The organism is Thermus albus, from assembly GCF_022760855.1.
GTDB classification, from domain to species: Bacteria; Deinococcota; Deinococci; order Deinococcales; family Thermaceae; genus Thermus; species Thermus albus.
Map to the genome: position 1 here is coordinate 116,154 of NZ_JAKTNR010000004.1, position 17,040 is coordinate 133,193.

Consider the following 17,040-nt stretch of genomic DNA (forward strand, 5'->3'; position numbering starts at 1 on the left):
CCCTAGGAGTTTAGCAGGTCTAAGGCCTTTTGAAGTAGCCCAGCAGGATGTAAGCCACCACCACCACCCAGAGGAGCACCAGGAGGGCATCCCGCCAGTTCAGGCGCACCCGGGGGCGCTCCGGTTCCAGGACCTGGGTGGGGAGTTCCTCGGGCTCCTCCCCCAGCTTGAGGCGCACCGGCGCACCCCCCGCCGCCTCGAGGGGCAAGGCATAGGGACGAGCCCCCTGGGGAAGCTCCTCGGGGAGGCGCACCACGATGGCACTTATGTTGTCCGGCCCCCCCCACTCGTTGGCCAAGGCCACAAGCCGCCTGGCCGCCTCCTCAGGGGGGAAGTTCTTCAGGACCTCCCCCAGAGTACGGTCCTCCAAGACCCCGGAAAGGCCATCGCTGCACAGCAAAAGCACGTCCCCTGGTTCCAGCTTAAGGCCCATAAGGTCCACCCGGGCCTGGGGAAAGGAACCCAGGGCATTGGTGATCACGTTGCGCCAGCGGTGGGCCTTGGCCTCCTCGGGGCTTAGGAGGCCCTGGCGCACCCTTTCCGCCACCCAGGAATGGTCCTCGGTGAGGAGGGTGAGCTCCCCTTTCCGGAGGAGGTAGGCCCTCGAGTCCCCCACGTGGGCGATCAGGGCATAGGGTAGGTCCAGAAGGAGGCAGGTGGCGGTGGTGCCCATGCCCCGGTTCTCGGGGCGCTGGGCTTCTTGGTAAATGCGCTCGTTGGCCTTTTCAAAGGCCTGAAGTAAGGCTTTGGGGCTGGGCTCCATCCCCTGCAGGTGGCTCAAAATGACCTCCACCGCCAGCCTGGCCGCCACCTCCCCCGTGCGGTGCCCTCCCATCCCGTCCGCCACCACGAAGACCCCACCCCAGGGGGTGAGGGCGTGGCCCAAGGCGTCCTCATTCTTGGGACGCTTCAGGCCAGGGTGGGTTTCCAGGGCGAAGGCCAGGCCGGGCACAGGGGGATTTTACCGCAGGCGCCTTCCATCCGTGGACAAAGAGGGGAAAGGGATGCTATGCTGGACAAAAAGGAGGTAGGTATGGCCCGAGGTTGGTTTCTCTTAGGAGGTTGGTTTCTCTTAGGGGGCTTAGCCTTATTGGTATCCTGCGCTCCCAGACTGGTCCTTGAACCCACCGTGCCCTTGCCCCAAGTGGACGTGGGAAAAGTTCCGGTTACGGTTCCCCAATGGGTGCTCCCAGGCAACCCGCTGCCTTTCGCCGACGACTTTGAGTCCTACCCGGTGGGTGCCGTCCTGACGGCGGTGGCTCCCAACCTGTATGGTCTACTGGGGGGAAAGGAAGCCCGCTTCACCATCACGGAAGCCCTGAATCCCCAGAACGCCATAACCCGGGCCGTCCGTCTGGCATGGTTTGGTGGTGCCTTTCTCACAACAGGTGCGAGGAACTGGACTGACTACCAGGTTCGCCTAGAAGTGAAGTCTTTGGGGAATTTCTACTGGGGCTCTGCTGGTTTCCGCCTTTGGGTATATGTGGACTCCACGGGAGCCCGAGCCTTGGAGTTCCTCTTTGGCAGGGATGGTCTAGAACTCACCAAAGTTCTCGGGGAACAGCGACAGGTGGTAGCGAAAAGGCCTGAGCTGAGGGAAGCCGGACGGCGATTTCTTACGGATACCCAGTGGCACCGTTTTACCATCCTGGCTCGGGCCACGGGGGAGGTGCGGTTCAGCATGGACGGGACAGAACTCCTCTCCTGGCAAGACCCCGACTTCCGTCAAGGGGGATTGGGCTTTGGGGTCCACGACCCCGACCTGGTGCTGTACCTGGATAACTTGGAGGTTACCCCCCTCTCCGAACCCCCGAAGGCCCCTTAGGCCTGTATGGCCTTGACGCATACTGCATAATGCGGTAACCTTAAGATAAGCCCGGGCCCAAAAGCCCGGCCTTTTGCTTTGGGTTGCTTGGCCCGCAGGGCCAACACACGGAGGGCGCCATGCGCTTTGAGAAAATCGCCCCCTACACTTACCGCATCCCCCGTCAGGGGAAGATGCGGGTGGATGCGGTCTTCTTCGCCTCGGAGGAGATTCTTAAGGACCTCGAGGGGGAAAACTACGCCTCCCTGCAGCAGCTCATGAACGTGGCCACCCTGCCGGGGATCGTGGAGCCCGCCTTAGCCATGCCCGACATCCACTGGGGCTACGGCTTTCCCATCGGCGGGGTGGCGGCCTTTGACCCGGAGGAGGGCGGGGTGGTGAGCCCTGGAGGGGTGGGTTTTGACATTAACTGTGGGGTACGCCTCCTGGCCTCCTCTCTCACTTTGGAAGACCTCCTCCCCCGGCAACGGGAGCTGGCCGATACCCTCTACCGCCTCATCCCCTCGGGGGTGGGGAGCGAGCGCAAGGACGTGCGCTTCAGCAAGAAAGAGCTCAAGGAAATCCTCAAGGAGGGGGCGGGCTGGCTCATCCGCCGGGGCTTCGGCTACCCGGAGGACCTCCGCTTCATTGAGTCAGAGGGCCGCCTTCCCTGGGCCAACCCCGACAAGGTTTCGGATAGGGCCTTTGAGCGGGGAGCCCCCCAGATCGGCACCCTAGGGAGTGGGAACCACTTCCTGGAGGTGCAGTATGTGGATCAAATCTATGATGAGGAGGCCGCAGATGCTTTCGGTCTTTTCCCTAACCAGATCACCGTCCTCATCCACACGGGAAGCCGGGGCTTGGGCCACCAGGTCTGCCAGGATTATGTGGAAAGATTCCTTAAAGTTGCCTCCCGCTACGGCATAGAACTGGTGGACAAGCAGCTGGCCGCAGCCCCCATCAAGAGCCCAGAGGGCCAGGACTACCTCCAGGCCATGGCCGCCGCCGCCAACTTTGCCTTCGCCAATCGCCAGCTCATCACCCACTTCGTGCGGGAAGCCTTTGAGGTGGTGGGTTTTCCCCCAAGGGAGCATGGCCTAAGGGTCCTCTATGATCTGGCCCACAACAACGCCAAGTTTGAGGAGCACAGGGGAAAAAGGGTCCTGGTGCACCGCAAAGGGGCTACCCGGGCCTTCGGACCAGGGCACCCGGAAATCCCCTTGGAGTACCGGCGCGTGGGCCAGCCCGTGTTGGTGCCGGGAGATATGGGCCGCTATTCTTACGTGCTTTCGGGGACGGCAAAGGCCATGGCGGTGTCCTTCGGCTCCAGCTGCCACGGGGCCGGGCGCAAGATGAGCCGCCACCAGGCCAAGAGGGTGGCCAGGGAGCGCAACCTGGTGAAGGAGCTTGCAGAAAGAGGCATATTGGTGCGGGCGGCCACCAAGGCCACCGTGGACGAGGAGATGCCCGAGGCCTACAAGGATGTTTCCGTGGTGGTGGAGGCGGTCCAGGGGGCAGGGATCGGCAAGAAGGTGGCCCGCTTAAGGCCCCTCATTGTGGTGAAAGGATAAACGCTTTGTGACGACTCCCCGTTCTGAAGAACGGGGCTTCTCGGTTCTAGGTTGGAGCACCTATCCCCGAAGGCTCCGTCCGAGCCCAGAAAAACCTTGACTCCGTATCGGCAGGCGAGCGCAATGCTCAAGCACTGCCACGGGTGTTCGTTTGGAGTTTTACCCATCGGACTACCCGATGGAACCCCCTACTCCAAGTTTCAAGGTCCACGGGGAACGCTGTCCCCAAGGAGATTGTACCACACATCTGCCCCCCACCATGCCATGTGCTCCTGCGGGGCACGTGGGGGGTCCATGTATCCCCGGTCTTAGACCGGGGGATTATAGCCCCCCACACCCCCCTTTTCTCTAAGCGCTTTCTCACCGCCATCTGCTCCCATGGAGGGATGAGGCTTAGCGGCATTCCCTGGAGGAAGGGACTGGCCCTTCTCCTATTCTTCTCCTGTTCCCTGGCCCAGACCCTGCTTTCCGCCGCCACCTTTGGCCTTTCCTTCCGGGAGGAGAACGGGGCCTGGGTCTACGAGGGGGGAGGGGTGCGGCTCGTGTATGTGCCGGGGGTGGGCTGGGCCGAACCCTGGGAGGCCAGCCTCCCCCCACCCGAGGGGGAAAGGGTGCCCCTCGAGGCCCTGAAGTCCTTGGGATACTTCCGCACGCCGGAAGCGGGGGTGCGGTTTGCTCTTCAAGGGCGAGGATTCCGCCTGGTCCTGGACTTAACCCAACCCCACCCTGGCCCACCCCAAGCTTCCCAAGAACGCGAACGCCTCACCCTCCTTCTCCCCTACCTTGCCTTGGGGGCGCTCCGCATCCCCTGGCCCAAAGGGGTGGAGGCAAACGTTCGGCTTCTGCCCACGGGCACAGAGCTTGGCTTCTTGGCCAAGGGCAAGCTCCTGGCTTACCGGCTTTTCCCCTTGGAAAACCCCCCTCGGCTCGTCCTGGACCTGTACCTCCTGGAGCCGGAGGTGGCCGAACCCCTGGCCCCCGGAATCCGCTACCGGGAGGTCTGGGCCTTTGCCCCCGAACCCTTAAGGCTCTACCTGGTGGAGGCGGAACGTGGAAGGCTCATCCCCGTGGGTCGGCCTGGGGCAAGGGCCCTGCCCAAGGACTTGGCCAAGGACGCCTTAGCGGTCCTCAACGGGGGCTACTTTGACCCCAAAAGCGGCACCCCTATAGGCCTTTGGGTGCAGGATGGGGTGACGGTCTCCTACCCTTATGGCCGGGTGGCCCTCCTGTGGGATAGCTTCAGTTTCTTTATAGGATTTCCCAAGTTTGAGGCGGTGGTAAGAGGCCCCAATGGGGAGCAGGTGCGGGTGGGGATTAACACCTCTCGCGCCCGCTACACCGCCTACACCGTCCCCGGCCCCGTGGGGCGGGAAGGGGAAGGGGTGGCCTTGGTGATGGGGGACCGGGTGCAAGCCATCCTCCAGGCCCCCCAGGAGCTTCCCCCTGGGGCCTGGGCCTTGGCCTTCCCCAAGGGGGCTCCCCCCTTCCCCCTTAGGCCAGGGGACTCCTTAAGCCTCTTTGGCCGCCTAGATCCACCCTTCCGCTACGCCCTCGAGGGTGGCCCCCTCCTGGTCAGGGAAGGCCAGTACGCCCTTGACCCGAGCCAGGAAAACTTCCGCGATCCCAGGCCGCTTCAGGCGGTGGCCCCTCAGGCGGCGGTGGCCTGGGCCCGGGAGGGAAGGCTTTGGCTCTTGGTTTCCGAGCCCACCACCCCTGGGGTCCTGGCCCGCGCCCTCCTCTCCCTGGGGGCGTGGAACGCCCTCCGGATGGACGGAGGGGGCTCAGCCCAGCTTTGGGTCAAAGGTAGGCTGAGAAGTCCCTACCAAGGCTCTCCCAGGCCGGTGGTGAGCGCCTTGGCCCTTTATGCTCCCTAAAGGGAACCTTCTCCCCCAGGAGGGCTTAGTCCAGGATCGGGCCTGCAAAAAGGCCTTACCTGGGCCCCACCCTGGCCCTGCCAGGGTGGGATGGTATCAGCTCACCCGCTCCACCCGGATGAGGTTGGTGGTCCCCCGCACGCCAAAGGGCACCCCAGCGGCGATCACCACCCTTTCCCCCACCTGGGCTAGGCCACAGGCCTTCACCTTCTCGAGGGCGATCCGCACCATGTCATCGGTGTCCTTGGGATCAGGGGCCTGGTGGGGTATGACACCCCAGACCAAGGCTAACTGCCGCTCCACCTCGGGGCTGGGAGTGAGGGCCAGGATGGGCACCTTGGGCCGGGTACGGGCGATGCGCCGCGCCGAACTCCCCGTGGCAGTAAACACCACGATGGCCTTGGCCTCCACCGCCTCCACGATGTCGTCCGCCGCTTGGGCGATGGCGTCCTGGGTGGTGGGGGTGGGTGCGGGGCGAAGGACGTTGAGCTTCTGCAAGAACTCAGGAGAGGATTCCACCACCTGAGCGATCCGGGTCATGGTGGCTACCGCCTCCACCGGGTAGGCCCCGGCGGCGGTTTCCGCGGAAAGCATCACCGCATCCGTCCCGTCAAAGATGGCGTTGGCCACATCGGAAGCCTCCGCCCGGGTGGGGCTTGGGTTATGCACCATGGACTCCAGCATCTGGGTGGCGGTGACCACCGGCTTACCGGCGGCAATGGCCCTGAGGATGAGGCGCTTTTGTACGATGGGTACCTCCTCCAAGGGCATCTCCACCCCCAGGTCCCCCCGGGCCACCATGACGCCGTCAGCCTCCTCGAGGATCTCCTCAAACCGATGAACGGCAGAGGGCTTCTCTATCTTAGCCATGAGCCGAGCCCCGGAGCCATAACGGGCCAGGTAGTGCCGGGCCAAAAGGAGGTCATCCCGGGTGCGCACGAAGGACACCGCCACCCAGTCCACCCCTAGCTCCGCTCCCAGGGCCAGGTCCTGGATATCCTTTTCCGAAAGGGCAGGGATGGAAAGGTCCGATCCCGGAACATTGATGCCCTTGCTGTCAGAGAGAACACCTCCCACCTCCACCACGGTGTGGATCTCATCCCCTTGGACCTCCTCCACCCTTAGACGGATGCGGCCATCGTCCAGAAGGAGCAGCTGCCCTGGTACCACGTCCTCGGGGAGCCCCTTGTAGGTGAGGGATACCCGGGTTTCATCCCCCTCCACGGGGGCCCGGGTAAGGGTAAAGGCCTGGCCTGGGCTGAGTTCCACCCGGCCCTCTTTGAAGCGGCCGATACGGATCTTCGGCCCTTGGAGGTCTTGAAGGATAGCCAGAGTCCTACCTACCTCCTTCTCCACCTCCCGTACCCAGGCCACCCGTTGGCGATGCTCCTCGTGGGTTCCGTGGCTGAAGTTCAGGCGAAAAACGTCCGCTCCCGCCTCCGCCAAGGCCCGGATGGCCTCCTTGGAGTCCGAGGCGGGCCCCAGGGTGGCCACGATCTTGGTGCGCTTAAAAGGCTTCATATCCGAGAAAGCGCGCCGCACGCCCTAGCTCCTCCTCAATGCGCAGGAGCTGGTTGTACTTGGCAAGGCGATCCGACCGGGAGAGGGAACCCGTCTTGATCTGGCCGGCGTTCACCGCCACCGCAAGGTCGGCGATGAAGCTGTCCTCCGTTTCCCCGGAGCGGTGGCTGATCACCGCCCGGTAGCCGGAGCGCTGGGCCAGGCGGATGGCCTCGAGGGTCTCGGAAAGGGTGCCGATCTGGTTCACCTTCACCAAGATGGCGTTGGCCACCCCCCTCTCAATCCCCTGGCGGAGCCTTTGGGGATGGGTAACGAAAAGATCGTCCCCCACCAGTTGGATACGGCTACCCAGGCGCTCGGTAAGAAGCCGCCAGCCTTCCCAGTCGTCCTCCGCCAGGCCGTCCTCTATGGAGCGGATCGGGTACTTCTCCACCCAGGAGGCCCAGAACTCCACCATCTCCTCCGAGGAAAGAACCCGGCCTTCCCCCTCCAGGTGGTACCTGCCTTCCCGGTAAAGCTCGCTGGCCGCCGGATCCAGGGCCAAGGACACCTCCTGGCCCGGGGTATAGCCTGCCCGCTCAATGGCCAAGAGAAGGAGCTCCACGGCCTCCTCGTTGCTCTTGAGGTCCGGGGCAAAACCTCCCTCATCCCCCACGTTGGTGCTGTACCCCTTCTCCTTCAGCACCCCCTTTAGGGTGTGAAAGACCTCAGCCCCCACCCGCAGGGCCTCGGAAAAACTCTCCACCCCCGCGGGCACCAACATGAACTCCTGGAAATCCACCCGGTTATCGGCATGCTTTCCCCCGTTGATCACGTTCATGAGGGGAACGGGCAGGACCGCCCCTTGCACGCCCCCCAGGTAGCGGAATAGAGGCAAGCCCAAGGCCTCCGCCGCCGCCCGGGCCGTGGCCAGGGAAACCGCCAGGATGGCGTTGGCCCCCAGGTTGGCCTTGTTGGGGGTGCCGTCCAGCTCTAGCATGGCCCGGTCCACCCCCTCCTGGTCCAGGGCGTCCAGGCCTATGAGCTCAGGCGCTACCCGCTCCTGGATGCTCTCCACCGCCCGGCGCACCCCCTTTCCCAGGTAGCGCCTGCCCCCATCCCGTAGCTCCAGGGCCTCGTGGGTACCCGTGGAGGCCCCGGAGGGAACCATAGCCCTTCCCTTGGCCCCCCCCTCCAGCTCCACCTCGGCTTCCACCGTGGGAAAGCCCCTGGAGTCCAAAACCTCCCTGGCCTTCACGCTGACGATTGTGGTCATGGATTCCTCCCGTAGGGCTTATGGAAGCCCTTCCCGTCATCCCGGCTAAAGTTTACACCCTGAGGGGCACCACCACCGCCTGGTACCCTTCCCCGGGAGAACTGGCAGAAGCCTCTAGGGGATGGAGGAGGCTTGGGCTGGTGGGACCAGAAAGGAACAGGCTAGCCTCACCCGATAGGGGGGAAAGGGCCTCCAGGAGGTAACGGGCATTGTAGGCCACCGCCAGGGGTGTGCCCTCGAGGCGCACCGGGATCTCCTCCCGGCCTTTCCCATAATCCCCTTCCGCGGAAAGCAAGGCCCTGCCCTCCTCAAACATGAGGTCTACCCGATGGTTCTGCCGGTCAGCAAGAACGCTAACCCGGCGCAAGGCCTCGCGGAAAGCTTCCACCTCAAAGGTGGCCTTCAAGGGAAACTCCTTGGGGATCACCCGCTCATAATCGGGAAACTCCCCTTCCATAAGCCGAACCGCCATCCGCACCTGCCCCTGGGGGGGATCCGCCAGGCCTCCCGTGGCCAAGCCCAGAATACCTGGGCCTAGGGCCAGGGCCACCTCGCCTTCCCCCATGGCCTTGAGAACCCGTACCATCTCATCCACACTGCGGGCGGGCACCACCGCCTTCTTGGTGAAGGGCTGGGGCTTGGCAAGCCCGTAAAGGGCCAACCGGTACCCATCGGAGGCCACGGAGCGCAACCCCTTCTCGGAGAACTCCAGCTGGACGCCCCGGAAAATGGCGCGGTATTCCTCGTTGCTGGCGGCGTAGCGCACATGGGAAAGGGCCCGGTGAAGCTCCTCCACGGAGAGCAAGGTCTGCAAGGGGTAAGGCTCCGAGGGTCCCTCATGGCTAGGGAAGAACAACTCCGGGTAACCCTCATCGGGCGCCAGACTCAGCCGGGTGCTGAAGGAGCCCGAGGAAAGGAAAAGCTCCGCGCCAAAGGCCAGCTCCACTTGGTCCCCGGGAAGGCTGCGCACCAGTTGGAAAAAGGGCTGGGCCGGAACCAGAAACCGGCCCTCCCCCTCGATGGAAAGGTGGAGGCGTACCTCCAGATCCACTTCCCCGTTGGTTCCAAACAGGGTCAGGACCCCCGGGGAAAGGGCAAGGCCCAAGTAGGTGAAAAGGGGGTTGGAGCTTCGCGTGGGTATGACCCTTTCCAACAAGGAGACGTGTTCGGTAAGCAAGTTTTTAGGAATGGTTACTTTCATTGTGGCTTCCTCCTCTCTACTGCTTTTACTATCTTCTTTAAAGCTTTATAAGGATAGTAGTCGTAGTAGTAGGGGCTGTGGATATGTGGATAAAGGGGGATAAATCCCGTCAGGGAGAGCAAACCGCATGTGGAAAACTCCTGTGGATAACTTACCTTAGCCTGTGGATAAGCTGTGGATAACTGGCCAGTTATCCACAGGCTAAAGAAGGGGCCAGGTTTTCCACAAGTTGTCCACAAGGTTATCCACAGAAAAACTCGGGTTATCCACAGGGTTATCCACAGGTTATCCACAGGGGTCATGATAGGGCCTCTTTCAGGCTGTGAAGCAGCCTCTGCACCTCTCGGTCGCTTTCCGAAAGTTCCTGAACCTTTTGGATGGCGTAAAGAACGGTGGTGTGATCCCGTCCCCCGAAAAGCTGGCCGATTTCCGGTAGGGAGGAGCGGGTGAGCTCGCGAACCAAGAACATGGCGATCTGGCGGGGCAGGACCACCTCCTTACGCCTCCCCCCGCCCAGTAGCTCCTCGGGTCGGAGGGAGAAGTATTCGGCCACCTTGCGCACGATCTCTTGGGGGTCAACCTCCACCTCCCTGGAGGCGAAGATGTCGGAAAGGGCCTTGGTGGCTACAGCCCGGGTCAGCTCCACCCCGTTTAGGGAAGCATAGGCGATGGTGCGCATCAGGGCCCCCTCCAGCTCGCGGATGTTGGAGGTCACTTGGCGGGCGATGTACTCCAGCACCTCCTCGCTGATGCGTAGGCCCCGTTGTTCGGCGTTCATCTTCAGGATGGCGATGCGGGTTTCCAGGTCGGGGGGCTGGATGTCGGTGATGAGGCCCCATTCAAACCGGCTTCTTAGGCGGGCCTCGAGGGTCAGGATGTCCTTGGGGGGCCGGTCGGAGGAGAGGATGATCTGCTTGTGGGCCTCGTAAAGGGCGTTAAAGGTGTGAAAGAACTCCTCCTGGGTGCGCTCCTTGCCGGCTATGAACTGGATGTCGTCCACCAAAAGGAGGTCCACGGAGCGGTAGCGCTCGCGGAACTCCGTCATGCGGTCCTCACGGATGGCGTTGATGAGCTCGTTGGTGAAGGTTTCCGTGGACACGTACTCAATCTTCAGGTGGGGGAACCGTTTGGCCACGGAGTGGCCCACCGCGTGCATGAGGTGGGTTTTACCCAGGCCCACGCCCCCGTAGATGAAGAGGGGGTTGTAGGCCCTTCCCGGAGACTCGGCCACCGCTACCGCCGCTGCATGGGCCATGGAGTTGTTGGGACCCACCACGAAGTTCTCGAAGGTGTATTTGGGATTGAGGTTGGGTTTGGCGGTTTCAGGGGTGGGGGGGCTGTGGAAGATATCCTCCTGGACGGCCACGCTGGGCACCACCTTGAGCTCAAACCGAGGGGCTTGGGCACCCAGGAGGCTGAGGGCTTCCTGGATCAGCTCGGCGTAGTGCCGTTTGATCCAGTCCAGGGCGAAGGAGGTGGGCACCGCCAGTTGTAGCACCCCATCCTGGATACCCAGGGGGCGGATGCGCTCAAACCAGGTGTGGAACTCCACCTCGGTGATGTTGCGACGGATGTGCTCCAGGATGTGTTGCCAGATGGCCTCGTGGGTCAAGGCTACCCCCCCGCGTTTCCGGAGGAACATTCTACGCCAAGGCCTTGGGTAAAGTGGAGGGTGGGATGGGGTACGACGTGGTGGTGGTGGGAGGTGGGCATGCCGGCATTGAGGCTGCGTGGGCGGCGGCAGCCTTGGGGGTGCGGGTGGCCCTGGTCACCATCAACCCCGAGCGAATAGGCATGATGCCCTGCAATCCGGCGGTGGGCGGGCCTGGGAAGAGCCAGCTGGTGGCGGAGCTCACCGCCCTCGGGGGCCTTATGGGCCGGGCGGCGGACGCAACCGCCATCCACACCCGGGTGCTGAACCGGTCCAAGGGGCCGGCGGTGCAAAGCTTGAGGGTCCAGGTAGACAGGGATCTCTACGCCCTCAAGGCCCAGGAAATCCTGGCGGAGAGGCCATTAGAGGTGATCCGGGGGGAAGTGGCGGGCCTTTGGGTGGAGGCGGGGAGGCTTCTTGGGGTGCGCACCGTGGACGGGCGGGGGATCGCCGCCAAGGCGGTGGTGGTGGCGGGGGGTACCTTCTTGGGCGGGGTGGTTTGGTATGGGCGGCGGTCCCGGCCGGCGGGGCGGCAGGGGGAGCCTCCCGCGCGGTTCCTCTCCCATAGCCTGAGGGCGGTGGGCCACACCCTGCGGCGCTTTAAAACCGGTACCCCACCCAGGATCCGGGCGGACTCCGTGGAGTTTGGCGAGCTGGAGGTGGTGCCCCCTGAGGTGCCCCCGGGAAGCTTCACCGGAAACCCGGGTCCCTATGCCACCCGGCTCCCCACCTGGCAGACCCGGACCACGCCCCGGACTCACCACCTGATCCTGGAGAACCTGCACCTCTCCCCTCTTTATGCGGGGGACATTGTGGGCATCGGACCTCGCTACTGCCCCTCCATTGAGGACAAGGTGGTGCGTTTTTCCGACAAGGAAAGCCACCTCCTCTTCGTGGAGCCCGACGGGCTTGCCACCAGCGAGGTGTACCTGCAGGGGTTTTCCTCCAGCCTGCCGCCTGAGCTTCAGGAGGAGATGGTGAGGAGCTTGCCGGGGTTTGGGCGGGCGGTGATCCAGCGGTACGCCTATGCGGTGGAGTACGACAGCCTGGATCCCATGGAGCTCACCCGGGGCCTGCAGTCCCGATTGCTGCCCGGGCTTTTCAGCGCCGGCCAAGTGAACGGTACCTCGGGGTACGAGGAGGCGGCGGCCCAGGGGCTTCTGGCCGGCCTAAATGCGGCCCGGTTTGCCCTGGGTCTTCCTGAAGTCCACTTGCCCCGGGAAAGCGGCTATATGGGGGTGATGGTGGATGACCTGGTGGGCCGGGGAACGGATGAGCCCTATCGGATGATGACCTCCCGGGTGGAGCTCCGCCTTCTTTGTCGGGCGGACAATGCGGACGAGCGCCTGGTGCCCCTGGCGGTGGAGTGGGGCCTGAGGCCCAGGGAGGATCTGGCAAGGGTACAGGAGAAGTACCGGCGGATAGAGGCGGAGCTAAGGCGCTTGGAGGCGTTAAGGGTGGAGGGGGTAAGTGGCCTTCAGTGGTTGCGGCGGCCGGAGAACACCTATAGAGCTTTGGCAGAGCGGTTTCCTCCTCCCCTCCCCCTTAGCCCGGAGGAAGCCCAGCAGGTGGAGATCAGGGCCAAGTACGCGGGGTACATAGAGCGGCAGGAGCGGCTACGGGAGAAGCTGAGGGACCTGGAGGCCTTCCGCATACCCGAGGGATTGGAGTTTCCCCGGGTTCCGGGTCTTTCTCGGGAGGCCGTGGAGAAGCTTTCCCGGGTGAGGCCGCGCACCGTGGCGGAGGCGGCCCGGGTTCCCGGGATACGGGACTCTGACCTCACGGCCCTCTTGGTGCACCTCAGGGTGCTGGCCCACTAGAGGGGGGATGTTTCCCGTGAAACATGGGAGGTGGGAATGGGCTTGAGCCCTAAGGGCGTCCAGCTTCTTCTGGAGGGAGGGCGGGCCTTAGGTTTGGACCTCGAGGCCCACCTTTCCCCTTTCTCCCGCCTTTACGACCTCCTTATGGAGGCCAACCGGCGCACCAACCTCACCGCCTTGCGCACGGAGGAGGAGGTGGTGGTCAAGCACTTCCTGGATTCCCTAACCCTCCTCACCCTACCCCTTTTTGAGGGGGCCATCCGGGTTCTAGACCTGGGCACAGGGGCGGGGTTCCCTGGGCTTCCCTTGAAGATCGTACGGCCTGAGCTGGAGATCACCCTTTTGGACGCCACCAAGAAGAAGGTGGCCTTTGTGGCCCAGGTGGTGGAGGCGCTGGGGTTAAAAGGGGCCTACCCCCTATGGGGCCGGGCGGAGGAGCTGGCCCACCTACCCGAGCACCGGGAGGCCTATGGGCGGGTGGTGGCCCGGGCGGTGGCGCCCCTATGTGTTTTGGTGGAACTGGGCCTGCCCTTTGTGTCCCTGGGGGGGTATATGGTGGCGCAAAAGGGGCCGAGGGTGACGGAGGAGGTGGCGCCTTTGCCCAAGGCCCTGGTCCTCCTGGGGGGTGGCCCGCTTAGCGTCCATACCTTGGTTCTCCCCTTGGTCCAGGAGGAGCGGAACCTGGTGGTGATGGCCAAGGAGGCCCCCACCCCGGCCAGGTATCCCCGGCGCCCGGGGGTGCCCGAGAAAAATCCTTTATGCTAGGGTCCAAGGTGTTGCGGCGGATCGCCCTGGTGAACCAGAAAGGGGGGGTGGGTAAGACCACCACCGCCATCAACCTGGCCGCGTACCTGGCCCGGATGGGGAAGAGGGTGCTCTTGGTGGACCTGGATCCCCAGATGAACGCCACCAGCGGCCTGGGGCTCCGGCCTGACCGCGGGGTGTACCAGGTCTTGCAGGGGGAGCCTTTGGAAGCCTTGGTGCAGCCCGTGGATGGCTTCTTTCTCTTGCCGGCCACCCCGGAGCTGGTGGGGGCCACGGTGGAGCTCCTGGAAAGGCCCATGGCCCTGGGGGAGGCCTTACGGGACGAAGGGTACGATATCACCCTTTTGGACGTGCCTCCTAGCCTCTCCGCCCTCACCCTAAGTGCCCTTGCGGCAGCCCATGGGGTGGTGGTCCCGGTGCAGGCGGAGTATTACGCCCTGGAAGGGGTGGCGGGGCTGCTCGCCACCCTGGATGAGGTGCGCACCCGGCTGAATCCCCGCCTCCGCCTACTGGGCATCCTCATCACCATGTACGACGGCCGTACCCTCTTGTCCCAGCAGGTGGAGGCCCAGCTTAGGGCCCACTTCGGGGAGAAGGTGTTCTGGACGGTGGTACCCCGGAACGTGCGCCTGGCGGAAGCCCCCAGCTTCGGCAGGACCATCGCCCAGCATGCGCCCACCTCCCCGGGGGCCCACGCCTACCGCCGCCTGGCCGAGGAGGTGATCGCCCGTGTCCAAGAAGGCTAGCGGCTTAGGGAGGGGCCTCGAGGCCCTCCTGCCCAAGGGAACAGGAAGCGTGGTGCGCCTTCCCCTTTCCGCCATCCGACCGAATCCCCACCAGCCGAGAAGAAGGTTCTCCCAGGAGGGACTGGAGGAACTGGCCGCTTCCATCCGGGAGAAGGGCCTGCTCCAGCCTCTCTTGGTGCGCCCTAAGGGCGAGGGTTACGAACTGGTGGCAGGGGAAAGGCGGTACCGGGCCGCAGAGATGGCAGGCCTGGGCGAGGTCCCCGTGGTTATCCGCGACCTCACGGACCAGGAGGCCTTGGAGCTGGCCCTGGTGGAGAACCTCCAGCGGGAGGACCTCACCCCCCTGGAGGAGGCCCGGGGCTACCAGGCCCTGCTAGGTTTGGGCCTGACCCAGGAGGAGGTGGCCAAGCGGGTGGGTAAGGCCCGTTCCACGGTGGCCAACGCCCTAAGGCTGCTCCAGCTTCCCCAGGAGGTGCTGGAGGCCCTAGACCAAGGGCTCATCAGCGCCGGCCACGCCCGGGCCCTTTTAATGCTGGAGCCTGAGGACCGCCTTTGGGGCCTAAAGGAGATCCTGGATAAGGGACTTTCCGTGCGCCAGGCCGAGGCCTTGCGGGAGCGTCTGCTGCGCGAACGGGAGCGCAAAGCCCAGGAACCGTCCCCCCTTTCCCTGGAGCTTTCCCGGCACCTGGGCCTGCCGGTGAAGGTGGTGGGGGGAAGGAAGGGGAAGGTGGTCATCCACTACCGTTCCCTGGAGGAGCTGGAGGCCCTCCTGGAGCGCCTGGGCTACCAGGCGTAGCCAAAGAGGACCCGCACCGCCCCGTGTTGGTCGGTGCGATAGATCGTTATCCCGCGCTGGGCCAGGCGCTTTAGGACCTCGGGGTGGGGATGGCCGTGAGGGTTCCGGCCCACGCCGATGAGGGCCACCTGGGGCTGGATGCGCTCCAGGAGGTCTTCGTCTGTGGCCGTGCGGGAGCCGTGGTGGCTCACCTTCACCACCTCTGCTTTGGGTGAGGCGAGCTTCCTTTCCACCTCCCGGGGTACGTCCGCTAGGAGGAGGGCCTTGGGACCGGCGAAGTCCAGGAGGAGGACCAGGCCGCTCAGGTCGTCGGTGGCCTGCTGCTGGGGGGGCCAGAGGACCTCGAGGCCACCCCTTCCCACCCGTAAACGGCTCCCTGCTCCTGGGTAGCGTATGGGCACCCCTTTGGCCTTGAGGGACTGGACCAGGGGATGGTCTTCCGAAAAGGCCGGGGAGAGGAGGGCAAGGCCGATGGGTATCTCCTCCGCCACCCTTAGGAGGCCCCCATAGTGGTCGGCATCGGGATGGGTGGCCACCAGGACCTCGAGGGCCCCTACCCCCAGGGCCCGCAGGGCCCGCACCACCTTCTCCCCCTGTTCGGGGCGTCCTCCGTCCACCAGAACCTCGGCTCCGCCCATCCGGGCCAGCAGGGCATCCCCCTGGCCCACGTCCAGGGCCCAAAGGTCTAAGGGCTTGGGCCAGGCGGAAAGGAGGCTCAGGAGGATGGGCAGGCTGGTGAGAAGAAGGGCTTGCCGCCACAACAGGAGGCGGTAAAGGGCTAGGAATATGGGTAGAAGCCCTAGGTAGTAGAGGGCGAAACCTCTGGGGGAGACCTCCCCCCACCAAAGCAGGGGGCCTTGGCCGGCCCAGCGGGCGAGAAGGACGAGGGCCTGGGCCAAGGGTTCCACCAGGGGGGCCAGGAGCCCACCCAGGAGGAGCTTAAGGACGCCTAGGGGCACCAGGAGGGCCACCAGGGGCAGGGCCAGGAGGTTGCTGAGGGGGGAGAGGAGGGGAAGGAAGCCAAAGCGGTGAAGGAGTAGGGGGGCCAAAAGGGCCTGGGCCCCCAGGCTGGCCAGGAGGGTGCCCAAGAGGTAGCCCCTGAACGTTGGGGGAAGGCGAAGGGGTGGCAGGGCCAGGGCGATGCCCAGCACCGCCAGATAGGAAAGCTGGAGGGAAAGGCCCAGGAGGCTTTGGGGAAGCCAGAGGAGCTGGAGGAAGAGGGCCAGGCCCATGGCCTGGAGCACCCCGGCCGCTCCCATGCCCAGGAAGAGGCCCAAGAGGGAGAACCCAGCCATCAGGCTGGCCCGCACCAGAGAGGGGGTGGGTCCAGCCAGCCACAGATAGATGGGTAGCGCCAGGAGGGCCAGGAGGTACCGCGACCGGCCCAAGGGGGTGAGGAGGAGAACCATGCTACCCACCAGGAAGCCCACGTGGAGGCCGGAAAGGGCCAGGAGATGGGCGAGGCCCGCCCTTTGAAACCAAATATAGGCTTCCTCCAGTCCCCCCTTCTCCCCTAGGGTGAGCCCCTCCATCACCTCCTTGGCCAGGGGGCTTAGGCCCTGGGCCAAGCGGGCCCGGAAGGGGATGCGGGCATCGGGAAGGGGAGCCAGGGGCTTGGCCCGTTCCACGTGAAACACCCCCCTCGCCCCCCGGGCAAGGAGCCAGGTCCTTTGGTCAAACCCGCCGGGGTTCCGCTTGGCCTCCGGAGGGGCCAGGTAGCCCCTTAGGTGGTAGATGCCGTCCCCCAGGGGCGGGAAGTGCCGCACCCAAAGCCGGTGTCCCTCCCAGGTGGTGAGCCCACCCTGTACCCGGAAGCTTCCTTCCAGGCGTGAGCCGTAGGAAGGTTCGGGGATGGGGAAAAGGAGGCCTCTCAGAACCACCAGGGCCATTCCTAAGACCAAGGGGAGGCGGAGGAAGGGCAGAAGCCCCAACGCGCCCAGGAAGGCCCAGGGGAAGAGTAGGCCCCAGGCTCCTAAAAGCCCCCCAAGTCCTAGGCCCACCCCGGGGGAGGTCCAAGGGGACATGGGCCTAGAGGG

The 17,040-nt window shown here is 64.6% G+C and carries 14 protein-coding genes; 7 read left to right on the plus strand and 7 right to left on the minus strand.

Going from position 1 to position 17,040, the window contains the following annotated elements:
• Positions 1 to 19: 19 nt before the first annotated feature.
• On the minus strand, positions 20 to 952 hold the full coding sequence (locus L0D18_RS05920; protein WP_243027958.1) for a PP2C family protein-serine/threonine phosphatase: 933 nt from the start codon (positions 950 to 952) through the stop codon (positions 20 to 22).
• Positions 953 to 1,033: 81 nt separating this feature from the next.
• Here L0D18_RS05920 and L0D18_RS05925 point away from each other — a divergent pair, with 81 nt between their 5' ends.
• The 3 genes from L0D18_RS05925 (at position 1,034) to L0D18_RS05935 (ending at position 5,249) form a co-directional block, all read left to right on the plus strand.
• Entirely contained in the window at positions 1,034 to 1,825 is a 792-nt protein-coding gene (locus L0D18_RS05925; RefSeq protein WP_243027959.1) for a hypothetical protein, read from the plus strand.
• A gap of 119 nt (positions 1,826 to 1,944) precedes the next feature.
• Positions 1,945 to 3,375, plus strand: coding sequence for an RNA ligase RtcB (rtcB, locus tag L0D18_RS05930; RefSeq protein ID WP_243027960.1), 1,431 nt, complete (start codon positions 1,945 to 1,947; stop codon positions 3,373 to 3,375).
• A 386-nt stretch (positions 3,376 to 3,761) separates the two neighbouring features.
• A complete protein-coding gene (locus tag L0D18_RS05935; RefSeq protein ID WP_243027961.1) occupies positions 3,762 to 5,249 on the plus strand; it encodes a phosphodiester glycosidase family protein in 1,488 nt (495 codons plus the stop codon).
• Positions 5,250 to 5,345: 96 nt separating this feature from the next.
• Here L0D18_RS05935 and pyk read toward each other — a convergent pair whose 3' ends face one another.
• From pyk to dnaA, 5 genes are read right to left on the minus strand one after another with little or no spacing between them, the layout of a single operon-like run.
• Positions 5,346 to 6,770 (minus strand): pyruvate kinase, encoded by a 1,425-nt coding sequence (gene pyk / locus L0D18_RS05940; RefSeq protein WP_243028088.1) that lies wholly within the window; start codon positions 6,768 to 6,770, stop codon positions 5,346 to 5,348.
• Entirely contained in the window at positions 6,757 to 8,025 is a 1,269-nt protein-coding gene (gene eno / locus L0D18_RS05945) for a phosphopyruvate hydratase (protein WP_243027962.1), read from the minus strand. Before eno ends, pyk begins: the two co-directional genes overlap by 14 nt.
• Before the next feature lie 52 nt (positions 8,026 to 8,077).
• Positions 8,078 to 9,226: a DNA polymerase III subunit beta gene (gene dnaN, locus L0D18_RS05950; protein WP_243027963.1), complete on the minus strand. Its 1,149-nt coding sequence runs from the start codon at positions 9,224 to 9,226 to the stop codon at positions 8,078 to 8,080.
• Complete coding sequence (locus L0D18_RS05955; RefSeq protein ID WP_243027964.1) at positions 9,223 to 9,528, minus strand: hypothetical protein; 306 nt, start codon at positions 9,526 to 9,528, stop codon at positions 9,223 to 9,225. Before L0D18_RS05955 ends, dnaN begins: the two co-directional genes overlap by 4 nt.
• Positions 9,525 to 10,838 (minus strand): chromosomal replication initiator protein DnaA, encoded by a 1,314-nt coding sequence (dnaA, locus tag L0D18_RS05960; RefSeq protein WP_243028089.1) that lies wholly within the window; start codon positions 10,836 to 10,838, stop codon positions 9,525 to 9,527. Before dnaA ends, L0D18_RS05955 begins: the two co-directional genes overlap by 4 nt.
• Positions 10,839 to 10,882: 44 nt before the next feature.
• Here dnaA and mnmG point away from each other — a divergent pair, with 44 nt between their 5' ends.
• Genes mnmG through L0D18_RS05980 form a run of 4 tightly spaced genes read left to right on the plus strand, consistent with a single transcriptional unit; the run spans position 10,883 to position 15,004 of the window.
• A complete protein-coding gene (gene mnmG / locus L0D18_RS05965) occupies positions 10,883 to 12,697 on the plus strand; it encodes a tRNA uridine-5-carboxymethylaminomethyl(34) synthesis enzyme MnmG (RefSeq protein WP_279232233.1) in 1,815 nt (604 codons plus the stop codon).
• A gap of 36 nt (positions 12,698 to 12,733) precedes the next feature.
• Positions 12,734 to 13,462, plus strand: coding sequence for a 16S rRNA (guanine(527)-N(7))-methyltransferase RsmG (gene rsmG, locus L0D18_RS05970; RefSeq protein ID WP_243027966.1), 729 nt, complete (start codon positions 12,734 to 12,736; stop codon positions 13,460 to 13,462).
• On the plus strand, positions 13,456 to 14,208 hold the full coding sequence (soj, locus tag L0D18_RS05975) for a chromosome-partitioning ATPase Soj (protein ID WP_279232234.1): 753 nt from the start codon (positions 13,456 to 13,458) through the stop codon (positions 14,206 to 14,208). Before rsmG ends, soj begins: the two co-directional genes overlap by 7 nt.
• Complete coding sequence (locus L0D18_RS05980; protein WP_243027968.1) at positions 14,192 to 15,004, plus strand: ParB/RepB/Spo0J family partition protein; 813 nt, start codon at positions 14,192 to 14,194, stop codon at positions 15,002 to 15,004. The genes soj and L0D18_RS05980 overlap by 17 nt, the downstream gene beginning before the upstream one ends.
• Here L0D18_RS05980 and L0D18_RS05985 read toward each other — a convergent pair.
• A complete protein-coding gene (locus tag L0D18_RS05985; protein WP_243027969.1) occupies positions 14,992 to 17,028 on the minus strand; it encodes a DNA internalization-related competence protein ComEC/Rec2 in 2,037 nt (678 codons plus the stop codon). The two genes, L0D18_RS05980 and L0D18_RS05985, sit on opposite strands and share 13 nt — an antisense overlap.
• Between the last annotated feature and the right edge of the window lie 12 nt (positions 17,029 to 17,040).

Excerpts from the sequence above, each read along its gene's own strand:
- L0D18_RS05925 (WP_243027959.1), top strand. The coding sequence starts at position 1,034 with ATGGCCCGAGGTTGGTTTCTCTTAGGAGGTTGGTTTCTCTTAGGGGGC.
- rtcB (WP_243027960.1), top strand. The coding sequence starts at position 1,945 with ATGCGCTTTGAGAAAATCGCCCCCTACACTTACCGCATCCCCCGTCAG.
- L0D18_RS05935 (WP_243027961.1), top strand. The coding sequence starts at position 3,762 with ATGAGGCTTAGCGGCATTCCCTGGAGGAAGGGACTGGCCCTTCTCCTA.
- pyk (WP_243028088.1), bottom strand. The coding sequence starts at position 6,770 with ATGAAGCCTTTTAAGCGCACCAAGATCGTGGCCACCCTGGGGCCCGCC.
- eno (WP_243027962.1), bottom strand. The coding sequence starts at position 8,025 with ATGACCACAATCGTCAGCGTGAAGGCCAGGGAGGTTTTGGACTCCAGG.
- dnaN (WP_243027963.1), bottom strand. The coding sequence starts at position 9,226 with ATGAAAGTAACCATTCCTAAAAACTTGCTTACCGAACACGTCTCCTTG.
- L0D18_RS05955 (WP_243027964.1), bottom strand. The coding sequence starts at position 9,528 with ATGACCCCTGTGGATAACCTGTGGATAACCCTGTGGATAACCCGAGTT.
- rsmG (WP_243027966.1), top strand. The coding sequence starts at position 12,734 with ATGGGCTTGAGCCCTAAGGGCGTCCAGCTTCTTCTGGAGGGAGGGCGG.
- soj (WP_279232234.1), top strand. The coding sequence starts at position 13,456 with ATGCTAGGGTCCAAGGTGTTGCGGCGGATCGCCCTGGTGAACCAGAAA.
- L0D18_RS05985 (WP_243027969.1), bottom strand. The coding sequence starts at position 17,028 with ATGTCCCCTTGGACCTCCCCCGGGGTGGGCCTAGGACTTGGGGGGCTT.